The organism is Massilimicrobiota sp. An142 (assembly GCF_002160725.1).
Taxonomy (GTDB): Bacteria; Bacillota_I; Bacilli_A; order Erysipelotrichales; family Coprobacillaceae; genus Allocoprobacillus; species Allocoprobacillus merdigallinarum.
Genome location: NZ_NFLD01000001.1, coordinates 182,458 through 203,489 on the forward strand (window position 1 = coordinate 182,458; position 21,032 = coordinate 203,489).

A 21,032-nucleotide genomic window follows, 5' to 3' on the forward strand; every position below is an offset into this window, starting at 1 on the left:
TCCCCTTACAAAAAAAGGTATTCATCACTGAATACCCTATATAACTATTCAATTGTTGAAATTCCTAATTCATTAATTTTATCTTTAATTATTTCAATTGCTTTTTTTTCATCTTCACCGTCAGTAATAATTTCAACTTGTGCTTTCGTTGGAATTCCTAAAGATAAAACTCCCATCATACTTTTTAAATTGACACTTTTATTACCATAATTTAATGTTACATGGCAATAAAATTGTTTCACAGTATTAACCAATTCAGTTGTAGGTGTTGCATATAAACCAACTGGATCTGTAACAGTAAATTTTAAATTTTGAGCCATATCAAATTCCTCCTTTACTCATACTATTATTATAACATAAAGATATTGGAGATTTGAAAAAATATGACTCTTCAATTAAAAATTATTTTCCATTTTTTTAATCATTTGTAAATCATATAGCTGTTCAAATTCTTCTAAAAATTGTTCTATATATTCACGTTGTGGTGTAATCACATTCATATCTATATGAGGATGATTTTGAACATACATTTCTAATCTCTTTTGTAAATTATCTTTGGATATCAAATAATCCTCAACAATACTCTCATGATCCATTCCAAAATAAAGCATTAAAATCGCTGACACAATTCCTGTTCGATCCTTACCAGCATTACAAAAATAAAGGACATGCGTAGAAGCATGAAGCATCATGTATATAATTTTCCACATGTTTTCATCTACCATATGAATATATGATAAACTGACTTCTTCAGGAGTACGTGGAATATGTTGACCTCCTGTTACTGGTGTATGATGATAAATAAAATGTGTATCGTTTTCAAATAAACTTGGTTGCTTGAAACGTTCATTTTCACTGCGTAAATCAAAGATAGTACGTACATTATGATGAATGAGCCATTGTATTTCATCTTCGGTTAACTTTATAGGTACATCACTTCTTATAAAACGTGTATCATTTTTAAATAATAACCTTGTATTACAAGTATTTTCAAATAGCGAACTCATCTATACACCTCCATAACACAAAAAAATTATTATATGTTAAAAATATTTTTTAAAATTGATCTGTTCTTTCTCGTGAATATAACCATTCTTACGATAAAATTCATGAGCACCTTTTCTCATTCCACCAGAAACCAATCTAATACCTATAGCATTATCCTCATGTGCCCATTTTTCTATCTCTGCCAAAAGTAAAGAACCTATACCATGACGTTTATGTAACGATGTTACAGCAATTCCCATTATATTTTTCATGTATCCAAAATAAAGCGTATCATAGTTATTAGCATGAACATATCCAATAACCTTTCCACTTTCTTCTGCAACAAAAATGCGATCACATGACGACTGACATAAAGCCATTATTTTCTTAGCTGTAAGTTCTATAGGATAGTCATAAGCCATTTCTTCTTTATTTAATTGATAAATATCTTCAACATCATCAATTTGACACTGTCTTATATAACAACTCATATCACTTTTCCCCTTTTCTACTATCTTTTCTTGATAGGATGTCTAATCACTGTTCTTAATTTTTCAACCTTTGCTTTTCTAGGATCACTTAAATAAATTTCATGATGAAATCTATGATCATGAATATCCAGCTCATAACCCATACTTTCCATATATTCATGCATCAGTGATACAGTTTGAGGTTCGTTATCATAGCTGCCAATATGCATACACTGCACACACAGCCCTTCATCATAGGTTAAAAATTCCACCCTTGAAAAATCTTGTTTCTTTTTTTGCGTTGCTGTATGAATAGCCCAATCAAAATCTTCCTTTTTGACAAAATCTGGTAATCGAATCAAAGAGATAAATTGCAGATCATCTTTTCTTTGATAATCCATTTCTTTGACTCCTTCCTGCCACCAGAAACCTTCCAATGGTGGAACAACATATTGAAAAAAGCCATCTATCTGATACGAACTTTTATAACTCATTTTAATTGCATAAGCTATATTATATAAAAGACTAATGGTTTGTTGATAATCTCCATTTTTATCATTAGGATTTCCTTTCCCTTTGACTGCCAGATAATTCATTGGAGGTATTGTTATAATATTGGGTTTCTTTTTAGGCATATAAAATTCCTTATATTCTTTTTTATAATCAAAAGTCATCATTTCACTTCCTTTACTTACAAATCCTATTTTACCATGAATATTTTTTATAGAAAATAACATAAATATTTCTTCATTCTTACATCTTTTATCAGTCTATATCAAATAAGCTCAATTGAACATTTTTCGTTTTATCTTCAAATTTCTTTAAATACTCAAATATCTGTTTATTATCATGTATAATGCCATGTTCCTCACACATCTGATGAAAAATCTCCATTAACTGATGATTCTTTAAACTATAAAGTTGATATTGATTTCCATAAGTTCGTATATATTTTTCTTTCATATAAGGAAACAAATGATCTAACTGATTGTAAAAATATTCTCTATTACCTTCACGAAGTGTTAACCCCATCCCAAAGCAGATAACACCATAAACCTTGGCTTCAATACAATCATTTAAAATACTTATAATATTTTCTTTCGTATCATTAATAAATGGAAGAATTGGGCAAAGCCAGACAACCGTTGGAATATCTGCATCACGAAGTTGCTTTAAGACTTCCACTCTTTCACGAGTTGTACTGACGTTTGGTTCAATCATTTGACATAAATCTTCATCATAAGTTGTTAATGTCATTTGTACAACACATTTTGTTTTATCATTAATCGCTTTTAATAAATCTAAATCTCTTAATACACGATTAGATTTTGTGATGAAAGTAAAACCAAAACCATACTTATACGCTAATGATAATGCCTTTCGCATATAACCTATTTCATTTTCAAGAGGAATATAGGGATCTGTCATAGAACCTGTACTCAACATACACTTTGATCGTTTTCTTTTTAGAGTCTGTTCCAGCAATTCAATAGCATTTTCTTTAATTTCAATATCCTCAAAATCATGTTCCATATGATAACAATGACTTCTTGAGTCACAATATATACAGCCATGAGTACATCCTCGATATAAGTTCATTCCATTTGACGAAGATAAAATCCCTTTTACTTTTTTATAATGCATAAATATTTTCCTTTCATATATTGTTTTTGAAAATTCATCACATTTTTTAACACTATCCTTGATGTCAAATATTTATCTAAAAAATATAGCTTTTTCATAATGAATCTATTGAAATTATATCAAATAACCAGTCATAACGTATATTTATATTTTGACATTTATGAAATCTTAGTTTTTTAAAGAATATAATCAATGATTCAATCATCTGTAGAAACATTTGTATAATAATAAACATCTAAAACTTAGATATATTTATTTTTTCATTAACTATCGCACTAAACCGAGAGAATTAAGCTGATTATTTCACTCATAAGAACTTAAATTCCACTCATTCTACTTTCCGTTTCTATACTTACACTTTGAAATGTTTTATAATTCAGTTAGGAGGAGGTTTTAGATATGGATATAAAAAAAGTAGGAAAATTTATTGCATCTTGTAGAAAAGAAAAAAACATGACTCAAAAAGAATTGGCTGAATTAATTGGTGTTACAGATAAATCAATATCCAAATGGGAAAGAGCATCAATTTACCAGATAGCTCATTGATTATTCCTTTATGCCAATGCTTAGATATAGAAATACAAGAATTATTGTTGGGAGAATATTGTGAGAAAAAAGATTTATTAAATGAATCTAATGAATTAATTATTGATTTAATGAAAGATAAAATCACTGATCAGGAAGCTTTTATGACATATAAATTTATTCTCTTTTTTATCGTGATTCTACCATTGTTCTTCATTGTTATAATTAGTCTATTCCCATATTTAGAAGGATTTATATCTTTTGGTGTTATTTGGGCACCATTTACTCTTATCTTTGGTTTGATTAAAATGATTGAAGGAATTATAAAACATAAAAGTTATTTTGGATACTTTGTTATAACATCAATGAGTTTATTTACAATTATCATCTACTTCCAAACACTTGCACTGCTTTAAAAATTCTATTTCATGAAAATATAGATAATAATAAACCCATATATATCCAATAACTAAAAAATCAAATGAATGAGCCAAAAAATATTTGGCATATGATTTTATACAAATATTCAAGAAATTAAATCTCATTGACAGCATAAAATAATTCTTATGGATTACTGAATTTCAATACAGACCATAAAAGTAATAGTCATTTTCAAATGATAACCACGTTTAAAAGTATGGAAGCTCTCTTATTGTTATACTATTTTTAAGGTTCCATTTTATGAATACGTGGTTTTTATATACCCATTTTTTTATTATGTTAGCTATTTTCTACCATTTTTTATAAATTCTATTATTTCATTTTCTGTGTCAAATTGATCATAATCTCCTATATGCTTATTTTGATAATGATATACAATTCCCTTTTTATAATTTTCTTCCAAATGCTTTTTTAAATCTTCTTCTCCATATCTTTGAATATATTGACAAAATGTTCTTATCCTTAGTTTATGTAAAATACTATCTTCACACGGAAAATCTGGACATTCAAAACAATACTTATAATTTTTAGATGTACAGCATTGATAGTTTTTACAAGCTTCCTTTTCAGGACAGCCTCCCTTTTTGCAGCCAACACAATTTGGATTATCCTGACAATAATCACAAGCTAATCCACAATAGCCAAATCCTTTAGAACTCATAAGAATCACTTCCATTTCATTTATAAAAATATCATAACACATTTTTAAATATCTTGTTCATTGTCACACAAATGAAAAGAGTATTAATTTTTATAGAAAAAAATCTTGACAGTATTGCTAGCATATAGTGTAAAGTAAAATTGGAAAGGAAGGAAAAAACTATGACAACACATGAAGTCGAAGAAATGTTAGGTATCACAAAACAATCATTAATCTATTATGAAAAAGAAGGTCTTATTCATCCAAAAAGAAATGAAAATAATTATAGAAATTACATGCAAAAAGATATTAATATTTTAAAAACAATTTTATTATTACGTTCTATGGAAGTATCCATAGATGATATTAAACTTATTTTCAACAACAAACTCTCTATAAGAGAAGCACTAGAATCAAAAAAAGAATTTATTTCTAACTCTAAAAAGAAGTTAGAAGACATAGACAAAAAAATAAATGATTATATTAAAAGAAGAAGAGTGAAAGTGTCATTTGATAATCAAACTCTTGATCAATGGAAAGGTTATGATACTCTCTATCTTAATGATGATCATATAAAATATAATGAAGTGATTGTCCCTTTATCTCAAATACAACAAATAAACATTTCCATGTATAGTTCTATGTCAGTAGGTCATGCAGGTGTTGGCGCATATGGAATAGGCGGAGTTTTCTTTCAGTATTTTATTGATTTAGATATTGTGACATTAAATGATACATATTCATATTCTATTTTAAATAATAAACTTGTCGTTGATATGTTTGATTATATTCTAAAAAATAACATTACAGTCTATGATCCACTTCACCTTATTGAACTTTATCATGAAAAACATGATCCTGTTGCTTTAAATAATTATATTAATAATCATTTTAAAGATTGGGCAAAAAAATATCATTTAGATAATCCTAGAGATAACTTTGCATATTACAGTGAAGTCTATCAAAATAAAGAAAAAAATGAGAAAAAAGATATCTTTGGTTTAAAGATATTAAAAAAGGCATTAAAAAGAAATACTAAATAGAAAACAATCACCTTTATATGAGTGATTGTTTTTTTATCAAAGTCATTTTATTTATAAATAATGATTTACAACTTTGTTAAGAGACCAAAAAAATATGAGGATGTTTTTATTTTTGATTTCATATATCAAGACTTTTATTCTAACGAGATATGTCTTTTTGTCTTTTCTTCAGGATGAATATTATTTCTTCTTTTTCCTACCATATCTAAAACTTTCAATCTAAAGACTGTTGTCGCTTTCATAAGATTTGTATTAAATTGAAATTCTTCATTATGATAATGTTTCATTAATATTTTTAATGCTTCAAATTTATCCTCATCTTCTACGAATTCAATTTCTCCATGACCAATTACACTTGCATATCCCATTGTACATGACATTCTTTCATCATAAAGAATAATATTATGTTCACAATCCATTTCAAAAGTAACCTTATTGTTTTGTTTAATCAAGTCTAATTTTTTTCCTTGATTAGCACAATGAAAATACAAATACAATTGATCATCTTCTTTATCTACACCAAAATTCAATGGGACGATATAAGGATAATCTTCATCAAATAATGCCAAACGACACACATCACACTTATTGATAATATTCATGATTTCATTAAAATCTGTTATTTCTCGATCTTTTCTTCTCATAATACTTCTCCATTTGACTTAATAACTTCTTTACAGCGATAATAAAACTCAATTTCTACATAATCTAAATAATAGTTTCTCAGGATACACTCTATGCTTTAACCATCATTACATCAGCAATACTTAACCCTTTTGACGTTTCCACAATAACATATTTAAACTGATATGCATCTAAGGTCCCACCCCATAAAAATTCTTTCTTAAAACCATGTATAATTTCTCCTTTTCATAAAACTGTTGACATATTTATCATACATTGTTTTTATAATTATACAATACACAGAAATGATTATGGAATATTGCTACAAAATTGATAATCAAATCCTTTTAAAAATGTTACATTGTAACAAAAAAAGCAGTCAGAGCTGCTTATAATCTGTTTGATTACACCTTCTTATCAAATAGCGACCCATAAAGCTGATCCACTTCTTTAGCTTGTTGTAAATTGTCTGAAATGATAATACTGTATATCAGATCAAAAATATACTTTAAAGAAATATAAAAGACCATATCCTTTAAGCTTTCAAATTCATCATGAATCATACCATGTAACAAAATAGCCTGCTTTTTTGAAAGAGGATTTTCTTTATGACTTGTAATGATAATAAAAGGAATTTTTCTTTTGATCAAAATATCAGCAATATTTAAAAGATGTTCATTTTTGCCATTTTTACTTATCATAATGACTGTATGATGAGAATCCACATTCAAACTCAGCCATAACTGTTTATCCCTGTTTTGGTAAACCGTTGTTATTTTTCCTGTACTCAACAATAAATGACTAGCATATTCACCAATGCAGGCATTTGTATCATTAGCAATAATATCAATATATTGATTCTGCGAAATATGGAACATAACTTCTTTTAAAGTATCTACTGAAAGCATATGCTTTGTCTGATTCATAATACCCACTTCAATTTCAGACAACTTCTCCTTAATTGAAAATAAGCTTTCATGAGATAAAATTTCCATATCTTTCAAATAATATTGATTTAAAAAAGAATGAATATGAATTTTAAAATCATTATAACTTACAAAACCAAGTTTTTTTACGAATCTTACAACAGCTGTTGCACTGGTGTATGTATTTTTAGCAAGTTGATGCGTAGACAGATGAATCACTTCATCACTATGATCAATAATATATTGAGCTAAATATAAATCATTATCATTCAATTTATAATCTTGTGCTATTTTTTCTAAAATCAGACTCATAAAGCATCACTTTCCTCTTCTATTTTCAATTTATTGTTTATAAAACTCATGTTTATGATACATTGATTATTTCATGAAAATAACTATTTCTATATTTTATAAAAATATTATACCATACTTTTTAATTTCTCGTTTATTTCCTGTTAAAGTAAATACTTCTATTTGAGAAATGATATTGCAAGTCAATTAAAAAGATGAAATCTCTATAAATAATAACAAAATTATCAAATATTTTTTACATTAATCATATATAGATTTCATTGAATAAAAAGCCACCCAATTACTATTTATCTCAATGAGATGACTTTTGTCGTAAATAATATATTTGAATAAGAAAAAAGAGCGATCAATCGCTCTAACTTACTGATGGCAGGGGCGGCAGGAATCGAACCCGCGTCCACGGTTTTGGAGACCGATGCTCTACCATTGAACCACGCCCCTATATGGTGACCTGTACGGGATTCGAACCCGTGAATGCATGCGTGAAAGGCATGTGAGTTAACCGTTTCTCCAACAGGCCAATTGATTTTGCTTTGTAATAATAACATATAAAATATAGAAAAGCAATAGAAAAAATAAAGAAATAGTGATATTATAGATAAGTATTGGAGGAAATAAAATGTTTGGTTTTGGAAAAAAAGTAGAAATTAAGAAAATAGATATTAATGAAGGATTTCGTCAATATGAAAAAAATCCTGATAAAATCACAATTATATGTTTAGATGAATTAAAAGACTATGATGAATTACATATTGCTGATGCAGAATGTTTTCCTTTTCGTTTATTAGATAGATTTGAAGAATCATATCCTAATAAAAACATGAAATATTATTTATATGCCATTAACAAGGCACTCAGTGAAAAAGCCTGTAAAAAACTATTAAAGAAAGATTATGATGTTTATGATCTAGGAAGTTTTTTAAATTATAGAGAAAGAGAAGAAGGATTTCAAGCGACAAGAAAAAATCGTAGAAGAAAAAGATAATAATGAAAATTCTTTATAAAAATATACTCATTCGTGATGCAAAAGAAAATGATGCAACAATTCTTACAAAATGGTGGAATGACGGAAAAATAATGGCTCATGCTGGATTTCCAGAAGGTATCAATACGACCGTTCAAAAAGTTAAGCACCAGCTCCAAGAAGAAATAAAAAATCATAAGCATCGTCTTATTATCGAATATAAAGATTGCCCCATTGGGGAGATGTGCTTTTTTCCTTGTCATGACGCAGTTGAAATTGGTATTAAAATATGTGAAATAAATATGCAAAATCAAGGTTTAGGTCATACCATACTCACATTATTCATTCATGAACTCTTTCAAAAAGGTGTACCCAAAATAGTTTTAAGTACAGATTTGAATAATCTTCGTGCGCAACATGTTTATGAAAAAATAGGTTTTCAAAAATATGATATTCAATATAATTATTGGAAAGATCCTCAAGGAGAAATGCATTCAGCTATTTTTTATGAACTGTTACCTCAAAATTTTATTCATCAACGAAAATAATTTTCAAAAAATAAGAGAACAGCTAAATCGCTATTCTCTTATTTTCATTTATTCATAAAAAAAGCCCTTGAAATAAGGGGCAGTTTTTATAACACTTTTTGTCCGTTGTAAGTTCCGCAATGTTTGCATACTCTATGAGATAATTTATATTCTCCACATTCTGGGCAAACAACGACACTTGGTACTGTTAACTTGTCATGTGTTCTTCTTTTGTTTCTTCTTGTTTTTGAAACTCTTCTTTGTGGTACTGCCATAGGTACACCTCCTTATTCCTTATCCTTAAAATAATCTTTAAGCTTCGCTAAACGAGGATCAATATAATCCTCATCATGTTTTTCATCCTCTTCACTTAATACTTTCCAGCCATGACCTTGAGTCTTTAAAGAAGCACCTTCCTTAACAACTCTCATTGGAACTTCCAGCATAATCTCCTGGAAAATGACAGGTGTTAAATCAACAATGTTTTTCTTAACTTCTATAACCTCTTCATCATCTTGTGGTTTATAAAAAGCAAAAATAACATTTGATTCAATATGGAAAAGATAATCCACATCTTCCAATGATATGGCACATGGTAAAATCATTTCTCCATCTATTTGGAAATCAACGTATAATTGATGATTTTTTGTGTCTAAACGTCCCTGTCCTTGAACATGAACATCCTTTAAACCATTAATTTGGGATAAATTATGGAACATTTCTGATGGAAAACTTAATTTTTCATCGAAATGAAAACAACCATCTTTTTGTTTAATAATCCATTGTAAATTCCATTTCAAAAAAATCACCCTTTACATCGCATAGCCCATTATATATAAAAGTAAGAAATATGTCAATCTAAATTTAAATATTTCATTGAATATTTCCACTCTTTTCAAGTAAAACTATGTTTATTTCCTAAACTATGTTAAACTATCCCTTGGAGGTGAAAGCCATGAGAATATTAGGATTAATTGTTGAATATAATCCTTTTCATAATGGACACATTTATCATATCCAAAAAGCAAAGTCTCTGGCACAATTTGATTATACAATTGCGATTATGTCGTCATCATTTGTACAAAGAGGTGAACCAGCTATTATTGATAAATGGAAACGCAGTCAGTTAGCAATCGAATTTGGTGTAGATTTAGTGATTGAATTGCCTTTTGTTTATACTTGTCAAAGTGCTGACTATTTTGCAAAAGGAGCTATAGATTTATTAGCTGCTATAGGGGTCACTGATATATGTTTTGGTAGTGAAGATGGTCGTATTTCAACTTTTGTTGATATTGCTCAAGCCATTTTTCAACATCAAGATGTCTATAATGAATATGTTCAAAAAGCTATGAAAAAAGGATTACGCTATGCTGATGCCTGCAATCAGGCACTTCAATACATTATGAATAAAGAAATTAAAACACCCAATGATTTATTAGGACTCAGTTATGTCAAAGAAATTATTTTCCATCAATATCCTATAACTCCTCATTGTTTTCCAAGAACAAATGCTTATCATGGATTAAATCTTCAAACCATTGCCAGTGCATCAGCTATTAGAAATGCTATAAGAAATAAGCAAGATTTTTCTCATTCCTTGCCTCATGCCGATCTTTATCATCATTGTGATCTTTTTCAACTTGAAGATTTTTTTCCATATTTACAATATCAAATTTGTACATCCAGTTTACAGGAACTAAAAAGCTATCATATGGTCGATGAAGGTTTAGAAAATTTATTATATAAACATATCCAATCCTGTTCATCAATGGAAGAATTCATCAATCAGTTATCCTCTAAACGTTATACACGTCCACGTATTTCGCGTATGCTTATTCATATTTTAATGAAGAACACAAAAAATGATATTCATAATGCCATGCATGTCGATTATTTAAGAGTCTTAGCTATGAATCAAAAGGGAAGACAATATTTATCTACTATTAAAAAAACATGTCCTTATTCTTTAATTACCAACCTGCCAAAATATCATCACCCTGCTTTAGAAATAGAACTGAAAGCAACACGTTTACTTTCACTTTTATCTTCTCACCCACAAGCACTTATTCAAGAAGAATTTTCACATATTCCATTGATTCAATCATGAGGTTTATGATATAACAATTATCTGTGGGGTGAAAAAATGAACGATTTAGACATTTTACAACAAATCAATAAAATTGGACAATTGTTATTAAAACATGGTGCAGAAATATACCGTGTAGAAGAATCTTTAAAAAGAATGTGTGAAGGATTTGGCTTTACTGATATTGAAGTTTTCGCAATCCCATCATATTTTACTTTATCATTAACTTTGCATGATGGAACACCCTATCAATCATCCAGGCGATCACGTAGTAATCATACTCATCTGGATCATTTATATGAACTCAATTGCTTAGTCAGACAAATCAGTAATCAAGAATTATCTCTAGATGAAATCAAAAATCAAATTGAGATAATTGAATCCGAAAGATTGAATTATCGTCTCATACTTATTGGTTATATTGTATCTGCAGCCATGTTCTGTGCATTTTTTGGTGGACATATCAATGAAATGATTGTTTCTGCTTTTATTGGGTTTATTTTATACTACTTTATATATCTTTTAGAAAAGCTTGATGTTAATGGAATTGTTCGTACAATTCTAGCAAGTATGGTTTTAGCCAGTATTGCTATTATTGCACAAAAAATAAATTTCATTACTAATCAACAGGCAGTGATTACAGGAACTTTAATGATTCTTGTTCCTGGTATTGCTATTACAAATAGTCTAAGGGATATTATTGGTGGTGACTTTGTTTCTGGATTATCTCGTATGATTGAAGCTATTTTAATAGCTGCCAGCATTGCTATTGGTGTAGGGATTATGATGATGATTTTACAAGGAGTTTAAAATGAAAGGGTTTATACAGTGTTTATCAGCTTTTATAGGCTGCTTTGGTTTTACTTTTATATTTAGAATACAGAAAAATATTCGATTTTCTTTAACAGGATCTCTTATTGGTGCGCTAGGATGGTTTATTTATTTAGCAACTGCTTCACTCAACAATATTTTCCTACAAAGTTTTATTGCAATGCTTTGCGTATCATTGCTTGCTGAATGTTTTGCTAGGTTTTTCAAAGCCCCTGCTACCATTTTTATTGTTATCGGTTGCTTTCCATTAGTTCCTGGTAGTGGTATTTACTATACAATGCTGTATGCTGTACAAGGGATGAATGACCTTTTTATGAAAAGCTTTTTATCCACTTTAGGAACCAGTCTTTCACTAGCTTTAGCTATTTTAATTTCCTCTACAGCATTTCAAGTTTATAAAAGAATCAAAACAAAGAATTTTATTGATATGGGATAAATAAAAGAAGTTATAATGCTAAGATGATGAGCATCTATGTATTATGACTTTTTATTTTATATACTCTCATAAAATCATATCATTATATAATAAAAAAAAGGAGATGAACAAAATCATCTCCATTTATAATCAATCATGGTAGTTTGAAAACCTTTAACTTCTAAAGTAAGCCTTCATCAGTTCGTTTTCAATCCGTTCTTCAAATAACAGTATAAACCGCATAAAGAGAACTCAAAGCATTGCATTTAAACTCTTAAATGTGCTCCATATTCTTTAGAAACAACATTTAAAATTTGTTCCATAGTTGCATTAATTGTTGCATCATCCAATGTTTTTGAAGCATCCTGGAATGTTAACGCAATAGCAACAGACTTTTTACCACTTTCAATACGTTCCCCTTCATAAATATCAAAAATCTTTGTATCAACAATGAAACGTTGACCAGCTTTACAAATAGAGCGTACAACATCATGAACAGGAATATCTTGATCCATAACCAAAGCAATATCTCTTGTTACTGAAGGATATTGTGGAATATCTGTAAATTTAATTGCTGGTTTCTTTAAATTTAATAAAACAGATAGATTTAATTCTGCAACATAAACATCTTTGACATCGTATTTTTTCGCAAGGCGAGGATGAATTTCACCAATAACACCAACAATGTCATTACCCATCATTAAATATCCACTTCTTCCAGGATGGAAGTTTTGATTATCTTCTTCAACACGTTTTAATGTATAACGTGATTCTTTAATTCCTAATTTCTTTATAATTGTTTCCACAAATCCCTTAACTAAATAGAAATCAGCTTTTTGTTGAATTTGTTGCCATGTCACATCATGATACATACCTGTGCATGCAATAGCTAAATTTTGAATTTCATGACCTTGAGAATAAGTATTAGAAATTTCATAAATCATAACATCTTTTTGAGAATGAGCTGTATTATAATTGATTGCCTGTAATAAAGATGGAATTAATGATTTTCTTGTTACACTTCTTTCTTCACCGATTGGCAACATTAAAGCAATATGATCATCTTTATGGAAAAGATTAAAATCATCCACCATAGATGGTGAAGTCAACGTATATGTTATAACTTCATGTAATCCTAAATCTGTTAATAAATGTCTTATTGCTTTTGTATGACTTTGAACAGGTGTTAAAGCCCCTTTTGTCATTTCCATTAATGGTAATGTAGATGGAATATGATCATAACCATACATTCTTGCAATTTCTTCAATGACATCCGCATCCATTGACATATCATTACGATATGATGGAACATGGACAGTAAATGTTTCATTATCTAATGTATATGTAAAATGTAATCTTGTTAATATATCTTCAATATCCTCAGTTGAAATTGTTGTTCCTAGTAATCCATTGACACGTGATGTTGTCAATGTAATCACTTTTTCTGCCATTTCATAATCAGTCATGACTGTTTGATAAATTTCTTTAGCATCAGCCAATTCTTCAAGTAAAGCAGCACAACGATTTAAAACACGAGGTGTATTTGCTGTATCAATAGCTCCTTTGATATAGTGTTGTGAAGCATCTGTTAATAAATTTAAACGACGGGCTGTATTTCTTAATGTAGCTCCATGGAATGTTGCAGCTTCAATGACAATATTCACTGTATTTTCATCAATCTTTGTGTCATCTCCACCCATAACACCAGCAACACATCCAATTCCCTGATCAGTAGAAACAATAATATCTTCAGGTAAGATTTCATATTCTTTACCATCTAATAATGTTGCTTTTTGATGGAATCCAGTCTTAATAACAAAACGTTTTTCTTTTAACTTATCATAATCATACATATGAATAGGTTGTCCTGTTTCTAACATCACAAAGTTAGAAATATCTACAATATTATTAATTGGCTTAATACCACTTGCCATTAAAAATGTTCTTAACCATTCAGGTGACTCCTTTGTTGTCACCCCTTTGACTAATTTAGCCCCAAAACATGGACATAAATCTGTTTGTACATCAATTTCAATATCGCTTTCTAATTCATTTAAAATTTTCATTTCTGGAACATGAACATCTCTTTTTAACAATGCTCCGACTTCATAAGCCAAAGCAATCATTGCCATACAATCAGCACGATTTGGTGTTAAACCAATATCTAAAACAGTATCATCATACCCCATATATTTTAAAGCCTCTTCACCAACTGGAGCATCAGCATCTAAAACATGAATTCCTGCTTTATCTTGTTCACGTAATAATCTTTGATCAATTCCAAGTTCAGCAATAGAACAAATCATACCATTTGATTCTATACCACGTATTTTGGCTTCTTTAATTTTAAACCCATCACCTAAATCACATCCTGGCAATGCCACAATCACTTTTTGCCCAGCAGCAACATTAGGAGCTCCACAAACAATCTGTTGCGTCACTCCATTTCCTACTTCTACTTGACAAATATTTAAATGGTCACTATCAGGATGAGGAACCTTTTCTTTTACATATCCAACAACAAGTTTATCACCTCTTGCAAAGACATGCATTCCTTCAACTTCATGACCTATAGATGTCAATTGATCAGCAATTTCCTGAGCTGAAAAATCATCAACTTTTACATATTGATTTAATAATTTTAAACTTGCTTCCATATGTCTAATCCTTTCTTACAAATTGATTTAAGAATCTTAAATCACCACTATAAAAATCTCTAATATTATCAATACCATATTTCAACATAGCCACACGTTCTAAGCCAATACCAAATGCAAATCCCTGATAAACCTGGCTATCAAATCCACACATTTCTAAAACTTTAGGATTCACCATACCAGCACCTAAAATTTCAATCCAACCTGTATTTTTACACATTGAACATCCTTTTCCATTACAGTTATAGCATGAAATATCAACTTCAACACTTGGTTCTGTAAATGGGAAATATGAAGGTCTTAAACGAATTTCACGTTTTTCACCAAACATCTTTTTCGCAAATAATTCCAATGTTCCTTTTAAATCAGCCATAGTAATATTTTTATCAATAACCAATCCTTCACATTGACTGAACTGATGCGAATGTGTTGCATCATCATCATCACGGCGATATGTTTTTCCTGGACAAATAACTTTGATTGGTCCTCTTCCATTAGCCGCTAACATAACATGTGCCTGAACTGGTGATGTATGTGTTCTTAATAAAGTATTTTCATCAATATAGAAAGTATCTTGCATATCTCTTGCAGGGTGATCCTTTGGTAAATTCATAAGCTCAAAATTAAAATGATCGCTTTCAACTTCAGGACCTTCTGCGATACTATATCCCATTCCAATAAATAAATCTTCTAATTCTTCTCTAATCATTGTTAAAGGATGAATTGTTCCAAGTGGCAATTGACTACCAGGTAAACTAATATCAATTTTTTCATTTTGAATTTTCTTAAGCATTTCAGCTTCTTCTAATACTTTTCTCTTTTCCTCAATAGCTTGTGTTATCTCTTGTTTAACTTTATTTGATACTTGTCCAAAAGACGCACGTTGTTCTTTAGACATATCTTTCATTGACTTCATTGCAGATTGCATTGGGCCTTTTTTCCCTAGATAGAAAACCCTTAAATCATTTAAATCTTTTAATGATGAACAATCATGAATCTTCAATAAAGCTTCTTCTTTAATCTTTAATAATTCGTCCATAATATCCTCCTTCAAATAAAAAAATCGTTCCACATAGGAACGATTGTATCGCGGTACCATCCTAATTCATAACAAATGTTATGCACCTTTACTGCAATAACGCTGCTTCGCGGCGATGATTAGTCGCACTCCAAGGTGAATTCAATAAATGCATTGTAAGAAAACTTTCAGCCACCGTTTTCCTCTCTGATACAAATTCTTTATCTACTTGTCCTCTTCATCGTATTAACGCTACTATTATAACTAACTTTTTATATAAAAACAAGTTTTTCTTTACTCTTTTAATGCCTGAACAGTGTTCATTTTTAAAATATACAACAATGGTGGTAACTGACTTATCAAAACAAGTAAGTCACTAACAATAAAAACAAAAGCAATAATATTTATATCTACCTGTATAGAAAACAATTCACTTTCAAACATATTCTGTAAAAAGATATTCATCATATGAATCAATTGATAATACAAAATCATGCATATAGACTGTGTTAATATAAGAATTTGGAAAGACTCATAAAGCACAATTTTAATAATATCTAAAGAACTGGCTCCAAAACATTTCATGATAGCTAAATCTTTTTTCTTTTGTATCACATTTAAAAACATAACTTCACCAATCAAAAATAAAGAAGATAAAATAGCCAAAAGAGAAAAAAACAGCAAGATGATATTCGCTTGATTTAAAACTTGTGATACATTTTGAGTTGTCGATTCTCCTATCGCTAAAAATTCATAATCTGGAAATTGTTTTTTCAACTGTTTCATAACATGATCTCTATGATAGTCAGGATGTACATAAACAATTCCTAAATGTGATGACACCTGTTCAAGCTCATATTGATAAATATCTTTCAATAAATAAATGTAAGCATGATCCATCTGATAGAGTGTATCTAAAGCGGTGGTTTGATTCGTAATACCAACAATTTTATAACAAATACCTTTCACTTCCCAATCATGTTGATACCAGGCATAAACATTCTGCCCAATCAAAGAAGCGACATCCTGCTGTCCACAAAGATGTCTAGCTGTTGAAAGAGATAATAAAATTTCATGATGTGCCTGTGGATAATTTCCGTATTTTAATGACAGATATGTATAAGGAGAAGTATCATCTCCAATAAATAAAGTCTGAGATTGTTCATATCTTTCAGATTGAAAACCAATTCCTAAACATTCATAATCATCTAAAAACATCTCACTTTTCATAATTCCAGGTTGATTTTTTATCTGATCTAATAAATCTAAAGACAGAGATTGCTGATAACGTGATTGAAAACTGATTCCTGATGCAGGAACAAGTGAGTAAATATATTGATGAAACTGCCCTTCAAGATGACGAGTGAGTGTTAATGCTAAAACAATGCTTAATAATGATAATAGTAAACCTATCATCAATTGAAATGAACGTGCCTTATGTGAACATAATGATGCAAACGCAAGGCGCATATGGCATAAGAAATACTTCTTTTGCACAGTTGGAAAACGTTCAATTTTTTCTGTTTCATGAAAGCATATATGCTCAATAATCTGTCCGTCCTGCATTTTATAAACTTCATCACTATATTGGCTTACCAGCTTTTCATCATGAGATACCAAAATAACTAAACGATGTTGAGATTCTTCTTTTAATAATTCCATCACAGCTTGTGCATATTGGGGATCAAGTGATCCGGTAGGTTCATCACATAAAAGAATATCACTACGGTGATAGTGACTTCTTAAATATGCCAAACGCTGTCTTTGTCCAAGTGAAAGTGAATGCAAAGACTGATTTTTTAATGTTTCTAAAGCCAGTGATAATGATGCTTTTTCCTGTTTATGAAAAAAACGTGGTAAACTTATATTTTGTTTTACAGATAGCCACATAATCAGATGAAACTGTTGAAAGATAAAACTGACATGATGTCGTCGATAACGTGTCAAATGATGCTTAACACTCTTGTTTTCCCATAAAATATCACCTTGAAAATCAGTATCAATGCCTCCTAGAATATGTAATAAGGTTGTTTTTCCACAACCGCTAGGACCCACAATCGCAACAATGCCTGAAGTTGGAAAACACATACATATGTCATCCAAAACTTTTTGATAGTGATATCTTTTTGAAATATGTTGAACTTCAAGCATATTATTCCTCCCTTAAAACATCAATCTTCGTCATTTTCATCATTTTTCTAACAGGATGCAAAACAGATAAAACACTCATCACAAGATAAATCATAAAAATAATCACATATAAATCATAACGTGAATAAAAGATAGGCTTTAACAACAATGAAAAAGAAACATATTGTGAAATATTCACAACATGATTGATATATTCATATATAACCATCGCCAGCAAACAACCTCCACCAGCAATCATCAACCCCAATTGCATCGCCTCAAAAAGAGATAATATAAACAGTCTGAAAGATGAAATACCTAGTGATAATAAATATGCAATATCATGTTTTCTTTCAAAATAAATAATGGATTCTACGATTCCAATTAATATCAGTGATATCAACAAACTCATTCCAATGAAAATCATTGCTACAATTTGTGCTAAAGACAATAAAGATTGATAACTTGATACTCTTTCTTGAATTTCACTATAAACAATATAGTCTTTAGATAATGCTTGATATAAACTTTCATTTTTATTGAATTGACTTTCTACAATCAATTCACGATTATTCATCAACTCTGGCATTTCTTGTTTCAATGTATGATTGAGATAAATTTCATTTTGACTGAAAAAATCTTTTTGAAGAACGCCCACAACTGTTAAAGATATACTTTTTTGTTGATATGTTAAAACAATGGACTGCTGATGATATTTTTGATCAAATGACTGACTGACAACAATTTCATGAGCTTCCTGTGGAAAACGTCCTTTCAATAAACGAACATGTGTGTTTTGCACTGGTAAAAAATATAAGGCAGTATCTTCAATTTCCTGTTGTGACTGCCAAAGCTGACACTGTTCTAATTGATAACCATAATCTATATAAGCAATATCTACATGAGAAAGCATTGTTTCAAATGGCATCCCATCTTTGTTTTCAACATTGATGATATTTTTTAAAACAGCTTGTTGCTCACTTTGAGACGTTGCTTCAAACGCTCCAAAAATAGCTGTTACAATCAAAAAGAACGCTACAATCACTATCCATTGAAATAAAAAAAGAAACATGAGTTTGTTTCTTTGATAGACTATTTGTCTGATAGGATAAAACCATAAAGTATGATGCTGATGTTTCTTTAAAGATATTTCTTTTGGTTTTTGAGATTGCTTCATATGTCCTTTTAATTGACCATCTTCTAATGTCAATACACTATCGCAATATGTCTGCAATAACAGTGGATCATGCGAAACAATAATAACCAAAGCATCTTGAGAAATCATTTTTAAATATTTCATAACGTCTTGAGCCTGATGGTGATATAAAGCCCCAGTCGGTTCATCACATAAAATAATATCGGACTGTTTTAATAATGCCTTCGCAAGAGATGCTCTTTTCATTTGACCACCAGATAATTGCGAAGGATAGCGGGACAACAAATCTTGTATACCAAGTCGTTTCACGACTTTTTTAAGCAATGACGAACTATAATGAAGATGACTGATATGGCAAGGCAAAATAATATTTTCTTTAATGGTTAAAGAAGAAATAAAATCTTTATTTTGCATCATAAAAGACATATGTTCGCATATAAACTTTTCTTTATCTTCAATTTTTTCATGATTAAAAAGAATATCTCCCTCATAATCTTCATCCAATAATCCCATAATATACAAAAGTGTACTTTTTCCACAACCACTTTTTCCTTGAATTCCAATCATTCCTGTGTCTGGAAAACAAATAGAAATATGATTGAGAATTGGGGTTGTTTCATATTGTTTATAAATATTTTTTAACTCTAACATTCTATTCTCCTTTATGTTATAATCTTAGCGGGTGATGCTATGAATCAATTTCCTTATACATTAGATAACAAACGCTATCATACATATAACTACTTTTTAAAAAATAAATATCATCATAAAGTTGCGAAAGTATCTTTAAATGCAGGCTTTACCTGTCCTAACCGAGATGGAACATGCGGATATGGAGGCTGTATTTTCTGCTCAGATTCTGGCTCAGGCGACTTTGCTGGAAATGTCCAAGATTCTTTACAAAAACAATTTCATGATATTTCTTCTATAATGCGTCAAAAATGGCCTGATTGTCAGTTTATTGCATACTTTCAAGCCAACAGCAATACATATGGTACTGTCGCTCAACTCAAAGAAAGATTTGAACCATTTGTTGATATGAAAGATGTTGTTGGCATTGCGATTGCAACACGTCCTGACTGTTTAGATGATGAAATTTGTGATTATCTATATCAATTATCTCAAAAATGTGATTTATACATAGAGCTTGGTTTACAGACTATCCATGATCAGACGGCCAAACTGATTCATCGTGGACACGACTATCAGACTTTTTTAGAAGGACTTGATCGTTTAAGAAAACGTCACTTAGATGTTTGTGTTCATATCATTAATGGTCTACCCTATGAAACATATGATATGATGTTAGAAACAGCAAAACAGGTTGGTCAATTAGATATCCAAGGACTTAAAATTCACAATCTCTATATGCTGAAAAATACCGCTTTACATCGTTTATATCAAAAACAACCTTTTCCTATGTTAACGCGTGAAGACTATATTTCATTAGTTGTTGACCAATTGCAGTATATCCCTAGTCATGTTGTGATTGAAAGACTGACCGGAGATGCACCATTACAAGATTTAGTCGCACCTTTATGGTCAATCAAAAAAGTAACAATTCTTAATGATATTGATAAATTGATGAAAGAAAAAGATACCCATCAAGGGTATCTTCTAGAAAGCTCTGTATAGA

The 21,032-nt window shown here is 29.8% G+C and carries 23 protein-coding genes, 2 tRNA genes and 1 other annotated feature; of the genes, 9 read left to right on the forward strand and 16 right to left on the reverse strand.

Annotated features, from left to right (window positions below; genetic code table 11):
* Positions 1-44: 44 nt before the first annotated feature.
* From B5E87_RS00970 to B5E87_RS00990, 5 genes are all read right to left on the reverse strand, one after another.
* On the reverse strand, positions 45-320 hold the full coding sequence (locus B5E87_RS00970) for an HPr family phosphocarrier protein (protein WP_087243040.1): 276 nt from the start codon (positions 318-320) through the stop codon (positions 45-47).
* 75 nt (positions 321-395) lie between these two features.
* Positions 396-1,007, reverse strand: coding sequence for a tyrosine-protein phosphatase (locus B5E87_RS00975; RefSeq protein WP_087243042.1), 612 nt, complete (start codon positions 1,005-1,007; stop codon positions 396-398).
* Between the two features lie 36 nt (positions 1,008-1,043).
* Positions 1,044-1,478 carry a GNAT family N-acetyltransferase gene (locus tag B5E87_RS00980; protein WP_087243044.1) on the reverse strand — a complete coding sequence of 145 codons (435 nt, stop codon included), beginning with the start codon at positions 1,476-1,478 and terminating at the stop codon, positions 1,044-1,046.
* 20 nt (positions 1,479-1,498) lie between these two features.
* Positions 1,499-2,194 (reverse strand): GyrI-like domain-containing protein, encoded by a 696-nt coding sequence (locus tag B5E87_RS00985; RefSeq protein ID WP_241147099.1) that lies wholly within the window; start codon positions 2,192-2,194, stop codon positions 1,499-1,501.
* Positions 2,195-2,222: 28 nt separating this feature from the next.
* Entirely contained in the window at positions 2,223-3,101 is an 879-nt protein-coding gene (locus B5E87_RS00990; RefSeq protein WP_087243046.1) for an SPL family radical SAM protein, read from the reverse strand.
* Between the two features lie 399 nt (positions 3,102-3,500).
* Between B5E87_RS00990 and B5E87_RS15360 the strand changes: the two genes are divergently transcribed.
* Together B5E87_RS15360 and B5E87_RS00995 are read left to right on the forward strand one after the other, a co-directional pair.
* Entirely contained in the window at positions 3,501-3,647 is a 147-nt protein-coding gene (locus B5E87_RS15360; RefSeq protein WP_241147100.1) for a helix-turn-helix domain-containing protein, read from the forward strand.
* Positions 3,611-4,042, forward strand: coding sequence for a hypothetical protein (locus tag B5E87_RS00995; RefSeq protein ID WP_241147101.1), 432 nt, complete (start codon positions 3,611-3,613; stop codon positions 4,040-4,042). Before B5E87_RS15360 ends, B5E87_RS00995 begins: the two co-directional genes overlap by 37 nt.
* Before the next feature lie 308 nt (positions 4,043-4,350).
* Here B5E87_RS00995 and B5E87_RS01000 read toward each other — a convergent pair whose 3' ends face one another.
* Positions 4,351-4,728, reverse strand: a complete 378-nt coding sequence (locus B5E87_RS01000) for a DUF3795 domain-containing protein (RefSeq protein WP_087243109.1) — start codon at positions 4,726-4,728, stop codon at positions 4,351-4,353.
* A gap of 161 nt (positions 4,729-4,889) precedes the next feature.
* Here B5E87_RS01000 and B5E87_RS01005 point away from each other — a divergent pair, with 161 nt between their 5' ends.
* Positions 4,890-5,750, forward strand: coding sequence for a MerR family transcriptional regulator (locus B5E87_RS01005; protein ID WP_087243048.1), 861 nt, complete (start codon positions 4,890-4,892; stop codon positions 5,748-5,750).
* A 134-nt stretch (positions 5,751-5,884) separates the two neighbouring features.
* On the opposite strand, the gene B5E87_RS01010 is transcribed toward B5E87_RS01005, so the two are convergent.
* The 4 genes from B5E87_RS01010 to B5E87_RS01025 all read right to left on the reverse strand — a co-directional run bounded on the left by B5E87_RS01010 (position 5,885) and on the right by B5E87_RS01025 (position 8,132).
* Entirely contained in the window at positions 5,885-6,394 is a 510-nt protein-coding gene (locus tag B5E87_RS01010) for a pyridoxamine 5'-phosphate oxidase family protein (protein WP_087243050.1), read from the reverse strand.
* Between the two features lie 384 nt (positions 6,395-6,778).
* Positions 6,779-7,612, reverse strand: a complete 834-nt coding sequence (locus B5E87_RS01015) for a MurR/RpiR family transcriptional regulator (protein WP_087243052.1) — start codon at positions 7,610-7,612, stop codon at positions 6,779-6,781.
* Between the two features lie 367 nt (positions 7,613-7,979).
* Positions 7,980-8,053: transfer RNA gene (locus tag B5E87_RS01020), tRNA-Trp, on the reverse strand.
* 3 nt (positions 8,054-8,056) lie between these two features.
* A tRNA-Glu gene (locus B5E87_RS01025) sits at positions 8,057-8,132 on the reverse strand.
* 99 nt (positions 8,133-8,231) lie between these two features.
* Here B5E87_RS01025 and B5E87_RS01030 point away from each other — a divergent pair.
* Both B5E87_RS01030 and B5E87_RS01035 read left to right on the forward strand, forming a co-directional pair.
* Positions 8,232-8,597 (forward strand): hypothetical protein, encoded by a 366-nt coding sequence (locus B5E87_RS01030; RefSeq protein ID WP_087243054.1) that lies wholly within the window; start codon positions 8,232-8,234, stop codon positions 8,595-8,597.
* Positions 8,598-8,599: 2 nt separating this feature from the next.
* Positions 8,600-9,124 (forward strand): GNAT family N-acetyltransferase, encoded by a 525-nt coding sequence (locus tag B5E87_RS01035; protein WP_087243056.1) that lies wholly within the window; start codon positions 8,600-8,602, stop codon positions 9,122-9,124.
* Between the two features lie 86 nt (positions 9,125-9,210).
* Here the strand turns inward: B5E87_RS01035 and rpmF are convergent, their stop codons facing one another.
* Both rpmF and B5E87_RS01045 read right to left on the reverse strand, forming a co-directional pair.
* On the reverse strand, positions 9,211-9,378 hold the full coding sequence (rpmF, locus tag B5E87_RS01040; protein ID WP_087243058.1) for a 50S ribosomal protein L32: 168 nt from the start codon (positions 9,376-9,378) through the stop codon (positions 9,211-9,213).
* A 12-nt stretch (positions 9,379-9,390) separates the two neighbouring features.
* Entirely contained in the window at positions 9,391-9,912 is a 522-nt protein-coding gene (locus tag B5E87_RS01045) for a YceD family protein (protein ID WP_241147102.1), read from the reverse strand.
* Positions 9,913-10,058: 146 nt separating this feature from the next.
* On the opposite strand from B5E87_RS01045, the gene B5E87_RS01050 reads away from it, so the two are divergent.
* The 3 genes from B5E87_RS01050 to B5E87_RS01060 are packed head-to-tail and all read left to right on the forward strand — an operon-like array spanning position 10,059 to position 12,456.
* Positions 10,059-11,210, forward strand: a complete 1,152-nt coding sequence (locus tag B5E87_RS01050) for a nucleotidyltransferase (RefSeq protein ID WP_087243062.1) — start codon at positions 10,059-10,061, stop codon at positions 11,208-11,210.
* 36 nt (positions 11,211-11,246) lie between these two features.
* Positions 11,247-11,999, forward strand: a complete 753-nt coding sequence (locus B5E87_RS01055) for a threonine/serine exporter family protein (RefSeq protein WP_087243064.1) — start codon at positions 11,247-11,249, stop codon at positions 11,997-11,999.
* A 1-nt stretch (position 12,000) separates the two neighbouring features.
* On the forward strand, positions 12,001-12,456 hold the full coding sequence (locus B5E87_RS01060; protein ID WP_087243066.1) for a threonine/serine exporter family protein: 456 nt from the start codon (positions 12,001-12,003) through the stop codon (positions 12,454-12,456).
* A 245-nt stretch (positions 12,457-12,701) separates the two neighbouring features.
* On the opposite strand, the gene pheT is transcribed toward B5E87_RS01060, so the two are convergent.
* From pheT to B5E87_RS01080, 4 genes are all read right to left on the reverse strand, one after another.
* Positions 12,702-15,092 (reverse strand): phenylalanine--tRNA ligase subunit beta, encoded by a 2,391-nt coding sequence (gene pheT, locus B5E87_RS01065; RefSeq protein ID WP_087243068.1) that lies wholly within the window; start codon positions 15,090-15,092, stop codon positions 12,702-12,704.
* A gap of 4 nt (positions 15,093-15,096) precedes the next feature.
* Positions 15,097-16,131 carry a phenylalanine--tRNA ligase subunit alpha gene (pheS, locus tag B5E87_RS01070; RefSeq protein WP_087243070.1) on the reverse strand — a complete coding sequence of 345 codons (1,035 nt, stop codon included), beginning with the start codon at positions 16,129-16,131 and terminating at the stop codon, positions 15,097-15,099.
* Between the two features lie 32 nt (positions 16,132-16,163).
* Positions 16,164-16,361, reverse strand: a binding site (T-box leader).
* 43 nt (positions 16,362-16,404) lie between these two features.
* A complete protein-coding gene (locus tag B5E87_RS01075; RefSeq protein WP_087243072.1) occupies positions 16,405-18,261 on the reverse strand; it encodes an ABC transporter ATP-binding protein/permease in 1,857 nt (618 codons plus the stop codon).
* A gap of 1 nt (position 18,262) precedes the next feature.
* A complete protein-coding gene (locus tag B5E87_RS01080; protein WP_087243074.1) occupies positions 18,263-20,047 on the reverse strand; it encodes an ABC transporter ATP-binding protein/permease in 1,785 nt (594 codons plus the stop codon).
* Between the two features lie 39 nt (positions 20,048-20,086).
* Between B5E87_RS01080 and mnmL the strand changes: the two genes are divergently transcribed.
* Complete coding sequence (gene mnmL / locus B5E87_RS01085) at positions 20,087-21,031, forward strand: tRNA modification radical SAM protein MnmL/YtqA (protein ID WP_087243076.1); 945 nt, start codon at positions 20,087-20,089, stop codon at positions 21,029-21,031.
* The last annotated feature ends 1 nt before the right edge of the window (position 21,032 follow it).